14 protein-coding genes are annotated in these 17,619 nt (G+C 63.7%); 12 read left to right on the top strand and 2 right to left on the bottom strand.

From position 1 onward, the window contains the following. Positions 1-564: 564 nt before the first annotated feature. The 9 genes from mce (at position 565) to tsf (ending at position 8,189) form a co-directional block, all read left to right on the top strand. The gene (mce, locus tag B5F90_RS08605) at positions 565-975 is read left to right on the top strand and encodes a methylmalonyl-CoA epimerase (RefSeq protein ID WP_087362394.1); all 411 of its coding nucleotides are present in this window, start codon (positions 565-567) and stop codon (positions 973-975) included. Positions 976-1,131: 156 nt separating this feature from the next. Beyond that, a complete protein-coding gene (locus B5F90_RS08600; protein ID WP_087362393.1) occupies positions 1,132-2,697 on the top strand; it encodes an acyl-CoA carboxylase subunit beta in 1,566 nt (521 codons plus the stop codon). 17 nt (positions 2,698-2,714) lie between these two features. Next, a complete protein-coding gene (locus B5F90_RS08595; protein WP_234025752.1) occupies positions 2,715-3,044 on the top strand; it encodes a hypothetical protein in 330 nt (109 codons plus the stop codon). Positions 3,045-3,057: 13 nt separating this feature from the next. Then, positions 3,058-3,519, top strand: a complete 462-nt coding sequence (locus B5F90_RS08590) for a biotin/lipoyl-containing protein (RefSeq protein ID WP_087362392.1) — start codon at positions 3,058-3,060, stop codon at positions 3,517-3,519. Positions 3,520-3,524: 5 nt separating this feature from the next. Continuing rightward, positions 3,525-4,736 carry a sodium ion-translocating decarboxylase subunit beta gene (locus tag B5F90_RS08585; RefSeq protein WP_087362391.1) on the top strand — a complete coding sequence of 404 codons (1,212 nt, stop codon included), beginning with the start codon at positions 3,525-3,527 and terminating at the stop codon, positions 4,734-4,736. A 628-nt stretch (positions 4,737-5,364) separates the two neighbouring features. Beyond that, positions 5,365-5,820, top strand: a complete 456-nt coding sequence (gene rplM / locus B5F90_RS08580) for a 50S ribosomal protein L13 (RefSeq protein ID WP_087362390.1) — start codon at positions 5,365-5,367, stop codon at positions 5,818-5,820. 8 nt (positions 5,821-5,828) lie between these two features. Further along, a complete protein-coding gene (gene rpsI / locus B5F90_RS08575; protein ID WP_087362389.1) occupies positions 5,829-6,215 on the top strand; it encodes a 30S ribosomal protein S9 in 387 nt (128 codons plus the stop codon). Between the two features lie 210 nt (positions 6,216-6,425). Next, on the top strand, positions 6,426-7,313 hold the full coding sequence (gene rpsB / locus B5F90_RS08570) for a 30S ribosomal protein S2 (RefSeq protein WP_087362388.1): 888 nt from the start codon (positions 6,426-6,428) through the stop codon (positions 7,311-7,313). A gap of 45 nt (positions 7,314-7,358) precedes the next feature. Continuing rightward, a complete protein-coding gene (gene tsf, locus B5F90_RS08565; protein WP_087362387.1) occupies positions 7,359-8,189 on the top strand; it encodes a translation elongation factor Ts in 831 nt (276 codons plus the stop codon). Positions 8,190-9,036: 847 nt separating this feature from the next. On the opposite strand, the gene B5F90_RS08555 is transcribed toward tsf, so the two are convergent. Beyond that, the gene (locus B5F90_RS08555) at positions 9,037-12,402 is read right to left on the bottom strand and encodes a UvrD-helicase domain-containing protein (RefSeq protein ID WP_087362385.1); all 3,366 of its coding nucleotides are present in this window, start codon (positions 12,400-12,402) and stop codon (positions 9,037-9,039) included. Between the two features lie 121 nt (positions 12,403-12,523). Between B5F90_RS08555 and B5F90_RS08550 the strand changes: the two genes are divergently transcribed. The 3 genes from B5F90_RS08550 to B5F90_RS08540 all read left to right on the top strand — a co-directional run bounded on the left by B5F90_RS08550 (position 12,524) and on the right by B5F90_RS08540 (position 16,723). Further along, positions 12,524-13,231 carry a DUF2807 domain-containing protein gene (locus B5F90_RS08550; protein ID WP_087362384.1) on the top strand — a complete coding sequence of 236 codons (708 nt, stop codon included), beginning with the start codon at positions 12,524-12,526 and terminating at the stop codon, positions 13,229-13,231. A 4-nt stretch (positions 13,232-13,235) separates the two neighbouring features. Then, on the top strand, positions 13,236-16,082 hold the full coding sequence (locus tag B5F90_RS08545; RefSeq protein ID WP_087362383.1) for a PD-(D/E)XK nuclease family protein: 2,847 nt from the start codon (positions 13,236-13,238) through the stop codon (positions 16,080-16,082). 359 nt (positions 16,083-16,441) lie between these two features. Beyond that, positions 16,442-16,723, top strand: a complete 282-nt coding sequence (locus B5F90_RS08540) for a hypothetical protein (RefSeq protein WP_087362382.1) — start codon at positions 16,442-16,444, stop codon at positions 16,721-16,723. Positions 16,724-16,983: 260 nt separating this feature from the next. On the opposite strand, the gene B5F90_RS08535 is transcribed toward B5F90_RS08540, so the two are convergent. Then, on the bottom strand, positions 16,984-17,595 hold the full coding sequence (locus tag B5F90_RS08535; protein ID WP_087362381.1) for an HAD family phosphatase: 612 nt from the start codon (positions 17,593-17,595) through the stop codon (positions 16,984-16,986). Positions 17,596-17,619: the final 24 nt, after the last annotated feature.

Below are 17,619 nucleotides of genomic sequence, written 5' to 3'. Positions count from 1 at the left end.
TTTGTCAGATGGAAGCACATTCGGCGAATATCTTGCGAAAATCGGGCCGCGGCGCATCCCGGGAGGGGGGAATATGTTCGGGCCGGTCGCATCCCCCGGACGGAGCCCCTGTTCCGGCGTGGAGCCTCTCTTCCGGCGGGCCCGGCATCGGGTCGGTGCGGACCGTTGGGAGCGACGAGGGTCGGCGTGGACCCTCTGTTCCGGCGGGGCAGGCATGGAGCCGCTGCCGTTTCCGGACGGGCCGGTCGCATCTCCGTACGGGTCGCCGTCGTTTCCGGACGGGCCCGTCGCATCCCCCGGACGCAAGGCCTCCCATCTTCGCGCGCAGCGCCCTCCGGAAGGGGCCCGATGCTCCGTTTTCGGACACTTTTTGTCCTTTTCTGCAGCGTCCCGCCGCGCCGGAACCGACGCCGTTTGCAAATCCGCGGTTTCGCCGCTCGGGAAAAGCGAAAAAGTTGTTTTTTTATTTTTACTTTATAATTAAAGATGTATCTTTGTGTTCGCAAAATAACACTTAGTCGGAACAGATTTGCAACGAAATAACCTACTTAAATTTATTTAGCTATGAAAGTATCTCACATCGAGCATCTCGGCATCGCAGTGAAGAGCCTGGATGAAGCAATTCCCTACTGGGAGAACGTAATCGGTCTGAAGTGCTATGCCATCGAGGAGGTGCCCGACCAGAAGGTTCGTACGGCATTCTTCATGCTCGGCCAGACGAAGATAGAGCTGCTGGAGCCCACTTCGGAGGAGTCGACCATCGCCAAGTTCATCGAGAACCGCGGCATCGGCATCCACCACATGGCGCTTGCCTGCGAGAACATCGAGGAGCAGCTCGCCGACGCCGAGGCTCACGGCATCCGTCTGATTGACAAGACTCCGCGCAAGGGCGCCGAGGGCATGACCATCGCCTTCCTGCACCCGAAGTCGACGCAGGGCATCCTCACCGAGCTGTGCGAGAATAAGAACAAATAACGACAGACGACCCGACGTTTGCGGCTCGTGTCGCCCCTCCGGACAGCGCCCGTGCGTTGCCGCACCCCGCTTCGGCGGGGTTTTCCCGGGAACGGAGGCAGGGTCGCCGGAAGGTCGCAGGAAAGTTGAAAACAACAAATCAAGCATCATATCTTTATGAGTGAAATTCAGAACAAAATCAACCAGCTCATCGAGAACCGCGAGAAGGCGCGTATGGGAGGTGGTCAGAAGCGTATCGATGCGCAGCATGCCAAGGGCAAGTATACGGCGCGCGAGCGTATTCAGATGCTGCTCGACGAGGGTAGCTTCGAAGAGTTCGACATGTTCGTGACGCATCGCTGCTACGACTTCGGCATGGACAAGAGCCACACGTTCGGCGACGGCGTGGTAACGGGTTACGGTACCATCGACGGCCGTCTGGTCTATGTCTTCGCACAGGACTTCACCGTGACGGCGGGTTCGCTCTCGCTCTCGATGTCGGACAAAATCTGCAAGGTGATGGACATGGCCATGCGCAACGGCGCACCCTGCATCGGCATCAACGACTCGGGCGGCGCACGCATCCAGGAGGGTGTCAACGCACTGGCCGGCTATGCCAACATCTTCCAGCGCAACGTGATGGCTTCGGGCGTCATTCCCCAGATTTCGGCCATCTTCGGCCCCTGCGCCGGCGGTGCCGTATATTCGCCCGCGCTGACCGACTTCATCATCATGAAGAAGGAGACCTCGAACATGTTCCTCACGGGCCCGAAGGTCGTCAAGACGGTGACGGGCGAGGACGTGACGCAGGAGCAGCTGGGCGGTGCGCTCATGCACACCACCAAGTCCGGCGTGGCCCAGTTCGCCGTTGACACCGAGGAGGAGGGCATCGGCCTGATTCGCAAGCTGCTCTCCTACATGCCGCAGAACAACATGGAGGATGCCCCGCTGACGGTCTGCACCGACAAGATTACGCGTCTGGAGGATTCGCTCAACGAGATTATCCCCGACAACGCCAACAAGCCCTACGACATGTCGGAGGTCATCCGCGCCATCGTCGACAACGGCGAGTACCTGGAGTCGGCAGCCGGTTATGCCAAGAACATCATCACCTGCTTCGCCCGCTTCAACGGCCAGTCGGTCGGCATCATCGCCAACCAGCCGAAGTTCATGGCCGGCGTGCTCGACATCAACGCCAGCCGCAAGGCCGCCCGTTTCGTACGCTTCTGCGACGCCTTCAACATTCCGCTGGTGACGCTGGTCGACGTTCCGGGCTTCCTGCCGGGTACGACCCAGGAGTACGGCGGTGTGATTACCCACGGTGCAAAGCTGCTCTTCGCCTACTGCGAGGCTACGGTTCCCAAGATTACCGTCACGCTGCGCAAGGCCTACGGAGGCGCCTACATCGTCATGTCGTCGAAGCACATCCGCGGTGACGTCAACTACGCATGGCCGACGGCCGAAATCGCCGTGATGGGTGCCAGCGGTGCCGTCGAGGTGCTCTACGGCAAGGAGCTCAAGGAGCTTGCCGACAAGCCCGAGGAGAAGGCAGCCTTCATCGCCGAGAAGGAGAAGGAGTACAACGACAAGTTCTCGAACCCCTACAACGCTGCCCGCTACGGCTACATCGACGACGTCATCGAGCCGCGCAACACGCGTTTCCGCATCATCCGTGCGCTGCAGTCGCTCGCTACCAAGCGTCTGCAGAACCCGCCCAAGAAACATTCGAACATTCCTCTGTAATGTCATCCGTACCTGTCATGAACGTATTAGCAATTGAATGGAGCTGGTCGGAGATTCTTTGGGTCTCGCTCATCGGATTCTGCCTGGTGGTGGTCATGCTGCTGCTGCTGGTAGGAATCATGAAAATCTTCGGTAACATCTTCACCGCCAAGCGGGCCAAGCAGCCCGCCGCCGAGGTGGAGGTCGAGGAGGAGGTGATTGCAGCCATCGCAACGGCTCTCCGAATCTATCGCGGCGCCCTGCACGACAAGGAGTCGGAGGTGCTGACGATTATGAGTATCAAGCGGGCCTACTCGCCCTGGAACTCGAAAATTCACGGATTAACCCAGATGCCAGACAGAAAATAACTTTTAGAAAGCAATGAAAGATTACTCTTTGAAAATCAACGGACATAACTACGCCGTGCAGATTGACGACGTCAACGAGTCCTCGACGTTGGCCCATGTTGTAGTCAACGGCGTGGAGTATGAGGTCGAAATCGAGGGCGCCAAGGCCTCCAAGACGACCAAGCCGCAGGTGGCTCCGGCTCCCAAGTCGGCCAACAGCGCGATGATTACGCCCGCAACGGCTGCTCCCTCGCCCCGTCTGAGCGCATCGGCACCCAGCACGGGCTACGCTGTGAAGAGCCCGCTGCCCGGTACGGTGCTCGCCATCAAGGTCAAGGTGGGCGACCGCGTCACCACGGGTCAGACGCTGCTTGTACTCGAGGCCATGAAGATGGAGAACAACATCGACGCCGACCGCGGCGGTGTTGTGAAGGAAATCTCCGTACAGCAGGGCGCTACGGTAATGGAGGGCGATAACCTGATTGTAATCGAATAGGCGCTATGTGGAATTTCCTGACCTCGAACTCCAGTTTCGTCTGGGACAGTCTGCGTGACTTTGCCGGCTCGACCGGTATCGCAGCGCTGTTCGATACGATGGGTTGGGGCAATGTGGCGATGATTTGCGTGGCCTTCTTCCTGCTCTACCTGGCCATCAAACACAAATTCGAGCCGCTGCTGCTGCTGACCATCGCCTTCGGCATGCTGCTGACGAACCTTCCCGATGCCAACATGTACCACACGTCGCTCTTTGCGGGCGGTCATGTACACTGGGAGAACTTCGTGGCGGAGGCCGGACTGCTCGACTACCTCTACCTGGGCGTCAAGCTCGGTATCTATCCCTGCCTCATCTTCGTGGGCGTGGGTGCCATGACCGACTTCGGTCCGCTGATTGCCAATCCCAAGAGCTTCATGCTGGGTGCGGCCGCTCAGATTGGCATCTTCCTCACCTTCATCGGCGCCTATGCGCTGGGCTTCTCCCCCAACGAGGCCGCTTCGATTGGCATCATCGGCGGTGCGGACGGTCCTACGGCCATCTACCTCACCTCGATGCTCGCCCCCGAGCTGCTGGGCCCGATTGCCGTTGCGGCCTACTCCTACATGGCCCTCGTGCCGGTGATTCAGCCCCCCATCATGCGGGCGCTCACCACGAAGAAGGACCGTGCCATCAAGATGCGCCAGCTGCGCCCCGTGTCGAAGACCGAGAAGATTCTCTTCCCGCTCATCATCACGGTCATCATTGCCCTGCTGCTGCCCAGCGCTGCGCCGCTGATTGGCTCGCTCATGCTCGGTAACCTGATGAAGGAGTGCGGCGTGGTGGACCGTCTGAGCAAGACCGTTCAGAACGAGCTGATGAACATCGTCGTGATTTTCCTCGGCCTGACGGTAGGCGCCACGGCTACGGCCGAAGCCTTCCTGAACTTCCGTACGCTGGGTATCCTGGTGCTGGGTGTCGTAGCCTTCGGCTTCGGTACGGCGGGCGGCGTTCTGCTGGCCAAGTTCATGAACCTCTTCAGCAAGGAGGAGAACAAAATCAACCCGCTGATTGGTTCGGCCGGTGTTTCGGCGGTTCCGATGGCTGCCCGCGTCTCGCAGATTGAGGGGCAGAAGGAGGACCCGAGCAACTACCTGCTGATGCACGCCATGGGTCCCAACGTGGCCGGCGTCGTCGGTTCGGCCGTTGCAGCCGGTATCCTGCTCTCGTTCCTCGGATAGGCGCACGACGCCATCCCGATGCAAAAGGGCTCTCCCCACGCGGGGAGGGCCCTTTTTGCGTGGCTGAGGGGTTGCGGAGGCTGCGTGGCTGCGTGGTTGCGAGGTTGCGGGGTTGCGAGGTTGCGGGGTTGTGAGGTTGCGTGGTTGCGGGCGTGCGGAGGCGGCGGGGCATCTCCGAAGTGCAGGCGGGCCGGAGGGAGGGGACGCTCCGGCGGCGGAGCAACAGACCGAAGCGGAGAGGTGCCCTGAGGGGAGGAGAGGCCGGAAAGTCGCCCGGTGGCCGGACTGGTCGGGCCGGAGCGGGCCGGAGCGGGTCGGAGCGGGTCGGAGCGGAGAGCCAGAAGCGGGAACATCCCTCGGACGGGGTGGCGGTCCGCCAACGCCCCCTGCGAGCCGCTCCCTGCAAGCCACCCCCTGCAAGCCACCCCCTGCGGCTGCGTTTCCTTCCGGCAGGCCCTCCGGACGACGGCGTCGGAGTGCCGAAATGGTTGAAAAAGCGGACATTTTGCAGGACCAAAACGAAAAATTATTTGCCGGAAAATTGCGGAGTGAAAAATATTTCGTACCTTTGCGCACCCGTAATATACGGGAAACGGATTACAAACAAGTTAAACTAAACGTAAACAAAGTGGATTCATTAAGCTACAAGACTATCTCGGCCAATGCATCGACGGTAACCAAGGAGTGGATTGTCATCGACGCTACGAACGAGGTATTGGGACGTCTTGCCTCGCAGATTGCAAAGATTCTCCGCGGCAAGAACAAGCCCAGCTTTACCCCCCACGCCGACTGCGGTGACTACGTCATCGTCATCAACGCGGAGAAGGTGAAGCTCACGGGCAACAAGATGACCGACAAGGTCTACACGCGTCACACGGGTTATCCCGGCGGTCAGCGCTATGCAACGCCTGCCGAGTACCTGGCTAAGAAACCGACGTTCTTGATTGAGAAGGCTGTCAAGGGCATGATGCCCCGCACGCGTCTGGGTGCCGCACAGCTCAAGAACCTCAAGGTGTATGCCGGCGCCGAGCATCCGCACGCCGCGCAGAACCCCAAGCAGATTAAGTTGAACGAGATTAAGTAAGAGGAGTTATGGAAGTTGTAAACACCGTAGGTCGTCGTAAGGCCGCTGTGGCTCGCGTATTCGTGAAGCCGGGCAAGGGTCAGATTACAATCAACCACAAGGAGCTTGCCGCCTATTTCCCGCTCGAGATTCTCCAGTTCCAGGTAAAGCAGCCGCTGCTGGCTACCAACACTGCCGAGAGCTACGACATCGCTATCAACCTCGATGGCGGTGGCATCAAGGGACAGGCCGAAGCCGCTCGTCTGGGTATCGCTCGCGCACTGTGCGAGATTGACGCCGAGATGCGTCCGGTGCTGAAGAAGGCCGGATTCCTGACCCGCGATCCCCGCGAGGTTGAGCGTAAGAAGCCCGGTCAGCCCGGAGCACGTCGCAAGTTCCAGTTCAGCAAGCGTTAATACGCACGACCGGATTTTCGGCAAGCACGACGACGGTTGCCAAAACGGAGCGACTACCTGTTATATATTATATGTTGTCCTGTCGGCCGACAGTGCAACGGGGTATTACCCTTCGTTTGCCGCGTCGCGGAAAACTCCTCGGGACCGGACATGGGCCGCTACCCGGAGAGTTGAAGAACAGAGAATTAAAACAAACAAAGAGAAACAAAAATGTCACGTACAGATTTCAATACCTTATTGGAAGCCGGTGCGCACTTCGGTCACCTGAAGCGCAAATGGAACCCCAAAATGGCTCCCTACATCTTCATGGAGAAGAACGGCATCCACATCATCGACCTGCACAAGACCGTGCTGAAAATCGATGAGGCAGCAGCAGCCCTCAAGCAGATTGCCAAGAGCGGACGTCGCGTGCTGTTCGTAGCCACGAAGAAGCAGGCCAAGGAGATTGTTGCCGAAAAGGTTGCAGCCGTCGGAATGCCCTACGTTACGGAGCGCTGGGCAGGCGGTATGCTGACCAACTTCCCCACCATCCGTAAAGCCGTCAAGAAGATGGCCACCATCGACAAGATGACCAACGACGGCACGTTCGATAATTTCTCGAAGCGCGAGAAGCTCCAGATTGCCCGTCAGCGCGCCAAGCTGGAGAAGAACCTGGGCTCGATTGCCGACCTGACGCGTCTGCCGGCCGCCCTGTTCGTCGTAGACGTACAGAAGGAGGCCAACGCCGTGAAGGAGGCCAAGCGACTGAGCATCCCCGTATTTGCAATGGTAGATACTTGTTGTGATCCGACCGACATTGATTACGTTATCCCTGCAAATGACGATGCTGCCAAGTCGATTGCCGTAGTGGTAGACGCCATGTGCGCCGCCATCGCCGAGGGCACCGAGGAGCGCCGTCTCGAAAAGGAGAAGGAGGCTCAGGAGGCTGCCGCCAACGGTGAGGCTGCACCCAAGAAGGAGGGCAAGCCCCGCATCAAGAAGGCCGTCAAGGAGTCGTACGACGCCGAGGAGGCTGCCGTAGCCGACGTCGTAGCTTCGGTGGAGACCCCGTTCGAGGAGCCCGCTGAGCTCGCCGCCGAGGAGGCCAAGGCCGAGTAGGCTCGGGAATTATTGAATTTACGAACGATTAAAGATACAAAGACTATGGAAATCAAAGCTGCTGATGTGATGAAGCTCCGCAAGATGACCGGCGCCGGCATGATGGACTGCAAGAAGGCCCTTCAGGAGGCGGAAGGCGACTATGCGCGTGCTCAGGACATTATCCGCGAGAAGGGTAAGCTGGTGGTTGCCAAGCGTGCCGACCGTACCGCTACGGAGGGTGTCGTTGTAACGAAAATCGTCGGCCAGAAGGCATACATGCTCTGCCTGGCCTGCGAGACCGACTTCGTGGCCCAGAACGCCGAGTATTCCGCTTCGGCACAGGCCATGCTGGAGGTAGCCGTGAAGAACGACGCAGCCGACCGCGACGCGCTGCTTGCCGCGAAGAACGATGAGGGTCACACCGTCGAGGAGATGGTGACCGAGAAGTCGGGTCAGACGGGCGAGAAGATTGAGCTGGCCTACTACGGCCGCATCGAGGCTCCCTACTGCGCGACCTACGTGCACTTCAACAAGAAGCTCGGTGTGATTCTGGGCTTCAACAAGGAGGTACCCGCCGAGGTGGCACACACCGTTGCCATGCAGGCTACGGCCATGGCCCCCGTTTCGATTTCGGAGGCCGACTGCCCGGCCGAGGTCGTTGAGCACGAGCGCAAGATTGCCGTCGAGGCGATGAAGCAGGACCCGAAGAACGCCAACAAGCCGGAGGCCATTCTCGAGAAGATTGCCGAGGGCAAGATGCGCAAGTTCTTCGAGGAGAACACGCTGCTCAACCAGCTGGTCGTAGGCGAGAAGGAGACGATTGCCGAGTTCATCCACAAGGCCGACAAGGAGGCTACCGTAGTTGCCTACAAGCGTTTCGCTCTGGGCGAGTAACGAACTCCACGTTTCCAAAGAGAGGCGAAGCATCCGCAAGGGTGCTTCGCTTTTTTGTGCGCGCGTGCGTCTGGCGGAGCGGAACGGTGAGGTGGCGGGCGACGGCATGTGGCGGCGGAGCGGCGTGGCGGCGGGGGAGGATGGTCTTGGGTTGGATGCGCGTCCCGGGACTGATGCGTGTTCCGGGGCGGCTGCGTGTGTGGGTGTGTGTCGGGGGAGGAGAGCGGCGGCGGTTGTTTGCCGACGGGAATGCACTGCGGGCTGTTCGGTGGTGAGGAGTCGGGCGGTGGTGCCGGGCGCCGTTTGCCGGCGAGAATGCGCGGCGGAATCTTCTGTTCCGCGGCGTATTGCTGTGGGACGGTGTGTCGGGAGGTGAGGTGGCGGGGCTGCTTGCCGGCGTGGATGCGCGTTTCGGGGCGGAATGGAGTTGGGGGGCGGTGTCGGGTGGCGAGGAGCCGGGGAACGAGGTGTCGGGCGGTGGGGCGGATGTGTGTGTTGGGGGAGGGGAGCGGCGGCTGTTGTTTACCGGCGTGGATGCGCGGCGGAATGTTCTATCCGGCGGCGCATTGCCGTAGGGCGGGTCCGGCCCCGGCTTGAGCTCCGGTTTGCGTTCCGGTGCGGGCTTCCGCATGAGCACGGCGGCCGGGCAGCGAAAGTGGAGCGTTGCCGTGCAGCGTGATGCCGGGGCAGGAGGGCATGGCTCTGAACGGTGTCGGGCAGCGAGGTGGCAGGGCGGATGCGTGTGTGTCGGGCGGCAGGAGGGCATGGCTTGGCATGGGACGGTGCGGTCCCCTGGATGGCTGTTGACGGGTGCGCACCGGCGGGGGTGCCCCGCCTTCGGGGCGGATTACGCCTCCCGGGCGGAGACCTCCACCACCTTACGCAGACGGATGTACCACAGATAGCCCTTGACCTCGTCGTAGCCCATCTCGCGCAGCAGGCGCATGTACTCGGCAATCTGCCGGCGGTGGCCCGCCGTTTCGTGCTCGCCGAACTTGTAGTCGACCACCACAACCCGGCGCAACTCCCGCTCCCCGACGCGCTCGCTCCGCATCATCACACGGTCGGGACGCCGCGTCACGGAGCTGCGCTGCGCGGTGCCTGCCCCGGCTGCCGCGCCCTCTGCTCCAGCGGCCGCTTTCCCGGCCCCGGCTGCCGCGCTCTCTGCTCCAGCGGCCGCCTTCCCGGCCGCAACCGCCGCGCTCTCTGCCGCAACCGCCGCCTTTCCGGCCCCCGCGGCCGCATCCTCTGCCGCAGCGCGCTGCGCCCGGGCGGCCGGGAGGATGATGTCGCTCTCGGTGCGTACCTCCTCCCACTCGCCGGCGAACCACTCCCGCACGACGGGGTTGGCAAGCGCCTCGTCGAGCATCGTGCCGAGCGCCTCGGCCTCGCTCTGCGAGAGGATGCCGTCGCTCTGCATCTGCGTGACGCTCCGGCGAATTTCCTCCTCGTCGGCCGCATTCTCGAAGGCCTTGTGCATCAGGATGCCGAAGTCGCGCGGCGAGGGGAGTGCGTCGCGCTCCTCCTCGAAGTAGCGCTGCGAGGGGAGCCGCAGCCTCAGGTCGGCCATGGCCGTGGGGTAGTGCTCCAGCAGCACGTGCTCCGGAAGGTCCCTCTTCGCCTTGCGGGGCGCCGGGCCGTCGAAGCTGCCGAACGTGCACTCCTCGCCCGCCTCGGTCGTCTGCAGCCGCCCCTCGATTTTCCCGAGCGGGCACCCTTCAGCCTTGGGATTCAGCGCCTTCCACAGCAGCGAGCCCACGTTCGCCGCCTTGCCCCCCGTGGGGATGAAGACGTGGAGCGACTCGGCGGCGCGCGTCAGCGCCACGTAGAGCAGGTTGATGTTGTCGACGTGGGAGTAGACCAGCTCGCGGTAGTAGGCCTCCGAGAACTCCGAATCGGCCATCGCCTGCTTGTAGCGCACGGGAAACTGCCCGATGGCCGCCTCCTCGTCGCTCGCCCGCGCCCAGACGATGTTGGTGACGTTGCCGCTCGATTTGGGGTCGAGCTGCCACGTGCAGTAGGGGATGATGACCACCGGCCGTTCGAGCCCCTTGGCCTTGTGGACCGTGGTGATTTCGATGGTCCGTTCGCTCTGCTCGATGCTCAGCGAGCGGCTGCTTCCCTGCTCGTCCCACCAGCGCAGGAAGAGGGGAATGTCGGCGATTTTGCTCGAGCAGAAGGAGATGAGCTGCTCGTGGAGGGCCTGCAGGTAGGCGGTCTGGTCGCTGCGCTCGGCCAGGTGGTGGCGGATAACCAGCCGCTCGAAGGCCTCCTCGGGCGAGAGCAGCCGCAGCGCGCGGCAGAAGTCGCGCTCGTCGTCGGGAAGCGGCGCGCCGAACGCCCGGCCCAGGAAGCGGTTGTAGATGGCGCGGTTGAGCGTGTCCTCCGTGTTGACCGTCAGCCGCAGCGCGGCGATGAGGAAGCCCGCCACGGGGGCGTTGCCCACGATGAGCGCCTCGCGCGTCATGACGTCGAAGCAGTAGCGCTCGTCGCGGTTCTCCCCCTTGAAGCGCAGCAGCTCGGCGGCCACGCGTGCGCCGTCCGTCGCGCTGCGGACCAGAATCAGGATGTCCGAGGGGCGGAATCCCCGGTCGAGCACCTGCTTGATGCGCTCCACCAGGGGCGGCTCGCCCGTGCAGGCCGTCACGCTGACATATCCCGGGCCGTCCTTCACGCGGCGCGGCACCTGGGCGTGGTCGCCGTAGGCCGCCGCGAGGATGTCGTGCAGCTCGGCGGCCCGCTCCGCAGCGATGGCCCCCGTGGCGGCCGCCTCGTCGAGCATCGTGTTGAGCGCGCGGTTGTCGGCCGCGACGATGCGCTCCATGATGCCGTTGTTGAACTCGACGACCGTCGGCAGCGAGCGCCAGTTGTCGCGCAGGTTGACCACCTCGGTATCCGCGGGCGAGAGCTCGCGGCGCGCCTCGCTGTGGAGAATCTTCCAGTCGCCGCCCCGCCAGCGGTAAATCGACTGCTTGATGTCGCCCACCAGAAAGACCGATATCTGCTGCGACTGCGCCATGGCGTTGTGCAGCAGGGGCAGGAAGTTGCGCCACTCGCGCGCCGAGGTGTCCTGGAACTCGTCTATCATGTAGCGCTCGAAGCGGTTGCCCACCTTCTCGTAGATGAACGGCGCGTCGTTGTGGCCGATGAACTCGGCCAGGATGTACTTCGTCTCCGAGAGGAGCATCGTGCTCTCCTGGTCGCAGAGGCGCTGCACCTGCGCGTAGAGGTCGGCCAGCAGGGCGAAGCTGCGGTAGTTCTCGCGCAGCAGCGCCGCGGTGTTCCACAGCCGGACGTTGAGCCGGAAGATGTCGCAGATGTCGCGCAGCAGGGGCTGCAGCCGGGCGACGAGCGGCTGTGCGGGCGAACCTTTGGGGCACCACCCCTCGGTGGTGCGGCTCATCCGCTCGACGGTGGCCGACGGCGCCTTCAGTTCGTCGCCCGCCGCCGCGAGGAAGTAGTTGGCGAAGCTGCGGCTCTTGCCCGTGAAGTCGGAGGGCGAGACCCCCGCCTCCTCCATCAGACGCAGCGCCTCGCGCGCCTTCTCCTGCATGGCGCGCCGCGTTGCGCGCGCCTTCTCGCCCGCCTTGCCCACCAGACGGCGCAGCTCCTCCTTGGGCAGCGCGCGCCCGAGCGCCTCGCGGTTCTTCTCCTTGAAGAGCTCGCCCGAGAGGGCCAGAATGCCGTCGCGGATGTCCCAGCGGCGGCCGTCGTCGATGCGCTCCTGGACGAAGTCCGTGAGCCAGCGCTTCAGCTCGCGGTTCTCGGTGATGCCCTCCACGAGCGAGTCGGCGCTCTTGGCCAGCAGACTCTCCGTCTCGATTTCGACGTTGTAGTCGAGGTCGAAGCCCAGCTCGCGGATGAAGGCCCGCAGGATGCGCTGGAAGAAGGTATCGATGGTCAGCACCGTGAAGTGCGAATAGTCGTGCAGGATGTGCGACCGCACGTCGTGCGCCCGTTGTTGGAGCGTGCGCGCGTCGAGGCCGAGCTCCTCCTGCAGCTGCGCGGCATAGGGGCTTTCGTCGCCCGTGGCCAGCAGGTGAATCTCCCGCAGGATGCGGCTCTTCATCTCCTCGGTGGCCTTGTTGGTGAAGGTGACGGCCAGAATGTGGCGGTAGAGCTCCGGACGCTCGATGACGTCGTGTATGTATTTGTAGGCCAGCTGGTAGGTCTTGCCCGAACCGGCACTGGCATTGAGTATCTTTGCCCGCATGGCGCAACAGTGGGATTTTGTCCCCTAAAAGTACGAAACAAAAGCCGAACGGAGGCGGTTTTTCGCGATAATTTTGTAATTTAGAGGCGTGTTATTCACGCATTATTTAAGTTATACGACTATGAAGAAACTGATTCTTAGCGTCGCAGCGGCGCTGCTGACCCTCGGCGGACTCCGTGCCCAGGAGCAGGACCCCGCAACCGGCGTCAGCGAGTGGCTCACCTCCTATTCGGCCCTGGTTGTCGATGCTCCGCTGGACATCCGCCTGGTGCAGATTCCCGCCTCGGAGGCTCCGAAAATCGTCTACGACACGAAGGGTTCCGATACGAAATTCCGCTTCACGGTCAAGGACCGCGTGCTGAAGATTACCGAGCGCCCCTCGTCGCAGCGCGTCGGCCGCTCGCAGGTGACGCTCTACTACAGCGAGCTGGAGCAGCTGACCGTCTACGACGCCTCGGTGACCTTCGCCGATACGCTGCGCCGCAAGCTCTTCGACCTCTCGGTCGGGGGCAACGCCTCGCTGGTGCTCACGCTCGAGGTCGACGACCTGAAGATGGACCTTGCGGGCAAGAGCACAGTCGACCTGACGGGCAAGGCGCGCTACATGTCGCTCTTTGCCACAACCGGCAAGCTCGAGGCCTCGGGGCTCGAGGTGATGGCCGCCACGGTCAACGCCCAGAGCGGCGCCAATGTCTCGCTGTGGGTGACCGACCGCTTCGAGGGCAAGACCTCGACCAACGCCACCATCCGCTACAAGGGCTCGCCCTCGATTGTCCGGGGCGGTGCGAAATTCCTCGGCGGCGACATCCGTCATCTGAAGGAGGAGTAGCCCCATGGCGGGTTTTCTGAACGAAGTTGCAGCGGAGCTCTACGCCCGCTACGGAGAGGAGCTCTCGTCGATGGAGCTCCTCTTCCCGTCGCGGCGTGCCCGCATCTTCTTTGCCGACGCCCTCTCGTCGCTTGTCGACCGGCCGCTCTGGCAGCCGCGCTGGACGACGGTCGACGAGCTGATGTCGGAAATCTCGGGGCTGCGTACGGCCGAGCGGGTGCGGCTGGTCACCGAGCTCTACAAAATCTACCGCCAGTACCACGACGAACCCTTCGACCGCTTCTACTTCTGGGGCGAGATGCTCCTCTCGGACTTCGACTCGATTGACAAGTACCGGGTCGATGCCGACATGCTGCTGCGCAACCTCTGGGAGCTGAAGGAGCTCGAATCGGACCTCTCGTACCTCACGCCCGAGCAGCAGCGGCTCGTCCGCTCCTTCTGGTCGACCTTCGGACAGGAGGCCAACCTCTCGCAGGAGAAGCGCCGCTTCCTGACCCTCTGGAAGACGCTGCTGCCGCTCTACCACCGCTTCCGCGAGCGGCTGGCGGAGCTGGGAATCGCCTACGGGGGCATGATGCAGCGCGCGGCCGTCGAGCGGCTGCGCAGCGGCAGCTTCGCCTTCGACCGCCCGCGGCGCTTCGTCGTGGCGGGCTTCAACGCCCTCTCGGCGTGCGAGCAGGAGCTCTTCAAGTACCTGTCGACGGCCGCCGGGGCCCGGTTCTACTGGGATTTCGACGACTACTACCGCGACGACCGGGAGCAGGAGGCCGGCATGTTCATCCGGCGCAACGTCGTGGCCTTCCCGCCGGCGGGCGGGGTGTCGCACGACAACTTCCGCCGCGGGAAGGAGCTCTTCGCCGTCTCGTGCGTCTCGAATGCCGTGCAGTGCAAGTACGTCGGTGAGATTCTGCGCCGCCTGCGCCGCGACTACGGGCCGCTGGGCAAGGAGACCGCCGTGGTGCTGACCGACGAGAACCTGCTGCTGCCGCTGCTCTATGCGCTGCCGCCCGAGGTGGGCAAGGTCAACGTCACGATGGGCTATCCGCTGCGCCAGACGCTGGCCTACACCTTCGTCGAGCGGCTCATCGAGCTGCAGCAGCACAGCCGCACGCGCCGCGGCGAGACGCTCTTCTACCATGCCGACGTGACGGGGCTGCTGGCGCACCCCTACGTGGCCGAGAGCGACGCGGCGCTCTCGCGCGAGCTGGCCGACAAGGTGGTGCTCGAGCGGCGGATTTCGGTCGAGGCGCAGTGGTTGGCGCGCAGCCCCTTCCTCGGGCGGCTCTTCCGGCGGGCCGAGGAGTGGCGCGCCCTCTCGGAGTGGCTGCTCGCCACGCTCGACGAGGTGGCCCGGCTCCCCTTCGAGGGGGACGACGTGCGCCGCCGCCGGGAGTTCCTGGCCGTCCTCTCCGAAGAAATCGTCAAGCTGCGCAATACGCTCGAGGAGTGCGACATCGAGCTCTCGATGGAGACCTACGTCTCGCTGCTGCGCCGCCACCTGCAGACGCTGCGCGTCCCGTTCGAGGGCGAGCCGCTCGAGGGCATTCAGGTGATGGGCATCCTCGAGACGCGCAACCTCGACTTCGAGCACGTCATCCTGCTCTCGATGCACGACGACAACTTCCCCGGCAGCTTCGCTGCGCAGTCGTCGTTCATCCCCTACAACCTGCGGGCCGCCTACGATTTGCCCACCCCCGAACACCACGAGGGTGTCTACGCCTACTACTTCTACCGCCTCATCCAGCGGGCGCGGACGGTCCACATGCTCTACTGCTCGCACGCCGACGAGAAGTCGACCGGCGAGCCGAGCCGCTACATCCGCCAGCTGGACTACGAGAGCGGCTTCAAGGTGCACCACGTCGAGGTGGGCGTCGATGTCAATCTGGTCGAGAACGCCCCCATCGAGGTGGCCAAGGAGGGCTCCGTGATGGAGGCGCTCGAACGCTTCGTCGACCCCGAAAGTCCGGTGACCCTCTCGCCGACGGCCTTCTTCCGCTACGTGGCCTGCCCGCTGCGCTTCTACTTCCACTCGGTGGCGGGGCTGCGCGTCGACGATGACGTTGCTGAGGAGGTCGACGCCCCGATGTTCGGTACGATTCTCCACGCCGCCGTGGAGCAGCTCTACGGGCGGGTGCGCGACGAGCTGCATCCGGGAGAGACGCTCCGCGCGCTGATGTGCTCGGGCGAGGTGGAGCGGGCCGTCGAGGCCTCCATCAACGAAAACTACCTCGGCGACGCCTCCGCTTCGGCCGAGGAGTATACGGGCAACCTGCTGCTCATCCGCGAGATTGTGGTCCGCTACCTGCGCGACGGCGTGATGGCCTACGATGCGGCCAACGACCGCTTTACGGTCACGGGGCTCGAGGAGAAGGTGCGCTACGACTTCCCCTTCGAGGCGGGCGGGCGGAGCCTCGGGATGAAGTTCGCCGGCATTGCCGACCGCATTGACCGGCTCGACGACGGCTCGCTGCGCGTGGTCGACTACAAGACGGGAACGCCCCACCTGGAGTTCGACGGGCTCGAGTCGCTCTTCCGCGGCAAGGGCAAGCAGCGGCTCTCGAACATCCTCCAGACGCTGCTCTACTCCATGATGCTGCGCCACGTGCGGGGCAGCGACGCCGTGCCGCAGCTCTACTACGTGCGGCAGATGCACCGCAGCGACTATTCGCCGCTGCTCACCGACCGGGAGCTCGGCGTGCGGGGGGCCCCCTATTCGCTCTACGAGGGGCGCTTCGAGGAGCTGGTGCGCGAAACGCTCGCCGAGCTTTTCGACCCGACGCAGCCTTTCCGCCAGTGCGCCGATACCGATACGTGCCGCTTCTGCGACTTCAACGTCATCTGCCGCCGCTGACCGGGGGGGCTGACCCGGGGTGCCGACCGAGGGTGCCGACCGGGGGGCTGTTCTGCCGCTGACCCGGGGGACCGACCCGGGGTGCCGGCCCAAGGAGCTGACCGGGGGGATGTTCTGCCTTTGACCCGGGGTGTCGGCCGGGGGGCTGACCCGGGGTGCTGTTCTGCTTCTGACCCGGGGTGCCGACCCTCGACCCGCGTCGCTGACCCGCTGTTCCGCCGCTGGTCAGGGGCGCTGACCGCTGACCCGTGACTGCTGACCCTCAGCCGCCGGCTCGCTGAACCCGCAGAAAAAAGGGCGGCATGCGCTTTGCCGTCCCGTGAAAATCTTTGTTGGTGTAAACCCCTTGCAGTACCCTTATGAAACGCAGATTCTGGAGCATGTGGCTGCTGGTGCTGGCCTTGCTCGTCTCCTCCTGCGCCGTGAACCGTCCGGCGCGTCCCCGTCCGCCCCGTCCGCTTCACGAGGCGCCGCTGCCTCCCGGCCACCCCGGTCATCCGGGACATCCGGGCCATCCCGCTCCTCCGGAGCAGCCCGGAAAACACAAAAAGCCGAAAAAGCCCAAGAAGCCCAAGAAGGAGAAGCGCGCCAAGAAGGAGCGCCGCGACCGAGGACCGCTGGAGGAGGGCCGGCTCCGCTGACCCTGCATCGGGGCCCGAAGTCTTGTACGCCTGGGCCTGACGCGCAGACCTTTCCGGGGCCGCTGACCCCGTACTGCGTCCTGCTGCCCTGCACCGGGCTCCGTTGCTCTTGCATCGGGGCCCGCTGCCTTTGTATTGAGCCTTGTCGCCCTGCACTCGGGGCCGGTTGCAGCCCTTTCCGGCTGCCGCCCCCGCTCCGGGCCCGCTGCCCCCCCCCTGCTCCTGCCCCGGGGCCTGCGGCAGCCCCCTTCCGAACCGTTTTACAGCTTGACGCGGATGTAGCCGGCGCCGCTTCGACGCGCGGCCTCCATCCCTATGTCCGAATCCTCGAAGATAAGCGTCTCTTCGGGGCGGCACCCCTCGCGCCTCATCGCCTCGAGAAAACACTCGGGGTCGGGCTTGCTCCGGGTGACGTCCGCACCCGTCAGAATGCCGTCGAGACGCCCTTCGGGGCACGCCTCAGCCGGGTCGTCGGGGCCGCCGATGCCCGTGTGGCGCATCACGTTGCGGATGTTGTCGGGACTCCCCGTCGAGACGACCCACACCCGGCCGCCGCCCTGCTGGAACTGGCGGCAGAACTCCCACAGCGGACGGTTGAGCCGCACGCTGTCGAAGTAGCGGGGGTAGAGCTCGATTTTGCGCCGCCGCAGCCGTTCGCGCTCGGCGGGGTCGGCGATGCCTAGGCTCGCCAGAAACTCGCTGCACCGCATGCCGAAGTAGCGGGCCGCATACTCCTCCTCGCTCAGCGGAATGCCCGCCTCGGCGAGCGTTTGCAGGTAGGCGAGCGTGTTGGCGCGCCGCGTGTCGGCCAGCGTGCCGTCGAAGTCGAGCAGGATGAGTCGGATGCGGGTATCGGTGCGGGGATTGTTCATCGTTCGTATGGTGTTGTTGCAGTG

Source organism: Alistipes sp. An31A, assembly GCF_002159425.1.
Classification (GTDB): domain Bacteria; phylum Bacteroidota; class Bacteroidia; order Bacteroidales; family Rikenellaceae; genus Alistipes; species Alistipes excrementigallinarum.
The sequence above is the reverse complement of the archived record's forward strand: the minus strand, read 5'-3'. Positions and strand labels throughout refer to the sequence as shown.